Source organism: Mesorhizobium sp. M7A.F.Ca.CA.002.04.1.1 (genome assembly GCF_004022805.1).
In the GTDB taxonomy this organism is placed as follows: domain Bacteria; phylum Pseudomonadota; class Alphaproteobacteria; order Rhizobiales; family Rhizobiaceae; genus Mesorhizobium; species Mesorhizobium ciceri.
Window position 1 is genome coordinate 1 of the sequence record NZ_RZPL01001103.1, and the last position, 1141, is coordinate 1141.

Here is a 1141-nt window from a genome sequence, read left to right on the forward strand (position 1 = left end):
AGACAGGCGTAATTCCGCGCTGATGCCGTCGCTGCGGGCTGCCGCGGTGCTGTGCCCGGCGGAATTTGCCGGCAAGGCGCCGGCAAGCGTTGCCGTTCTCATTCATCCGCGTCCACAACAGGCCTTCGCGCTGATCGGGCGTCTGCTGTTTCCGAGGGCGGCGACACCAGGGCCAATGACCAGCGAAACCGGCGTCTCGCCGCACGCTCACGTCGATGCGACCGCCCATGTCGAAGCCGGTGCCGTCATCGAGGCCGGCGCGGTTGTCGGGCCAGGTGCTTCGATCGGCAGCGGCACCGTCATCGCCCCAAATGCGGTCATCGGACAATCCTGCCAGATCGGCCGCGACGGCTATGTCGGTCCGGGCGCCAGCATCCAGTATGCCTTGATCGGCAATCGCGTCATCATTCATGGCGGCGCCAGGATAGGCCAGGATGGTTTTGGCTTCGTCGGCGGGGCCAAGGGTCCTGAGCGCGTGCCGCAGATCGGCCGTGTCGTTATCCAGGACGACGTCGAGATCGGCTCCAACACCACCGTCGATCGCGGCGCCATGTCCGATACGATCATCGGCCAGGGCACCAAGATCGACAATCTCGTGCAGATCGCCCATAACGTCCGCATCGGCCGCAATTGCATAATAGCCGGGCTTTCGGGTATTTCGGGTTCTGTGGTCGTAGGTGACAATGTCACCATGGGCGGCGGCGTCGGGCTTGCGGATCACCTGACCATTGGGACAGGGGCCAAGCTTGCCGCCAGAAGTGGATTTATGAGCAATGTCCCTGCAGGCGAGATCTGGGGCGGCTATCCGGCACAGCCAATGGCGGAAGCCATGCGGGAGATAGCCATGCTGCGCAAGCTCGCCAGGACCCGCAAACAGGGCGAGGGAGGCAATGGCTGACATGATCGCGTCGACGACGCTGGAGGCGGTCGACATTATGGGGCTGATGAAGCTCCTGCCGCACCGCTATCCGTTCCTGATGATCGATCGTATCGTCGACATCGATGGCGACGAATCCGCTGTTGGCATCAAGAACGTGACCATAAACGAGCCGCATTTTCAGGGCCATTTCCCTGAGCAGCCGGTCATGCCGGGTGTGCTCATCGTCGAGGCGATGGCGCAGACGGCCGGCGCCATCTGTAT

2 protein-coding genes are annotated in these 1141 nt (G+C 63.0%); both read left to right on the plus strand.

All coding sequences use genetic code 11. The features are described from left to right. A partial coding sequence (gene lpxD, locus ENZ75_RS32495; RefSeq protein WP_245481348.1) for a UDP-3-O-(3-hydroxymyristoyl)glucosamine N-acyltransferase occupies positions 1–898 on the plus strand: 898 nt, incomplete at its 5' end. Next, positions 891–1141 (plus strand): 3-hydroxyacyl-ACP dehydratase FabZ (gene fabZ / locus ENZ75_RS32500; protein ID WP_128278649.1); only part of this gene is annotated, 251 nt, incomplete at its 3' end. The genes lpxD and fabZ, both read left to right, overlap by 8 nt.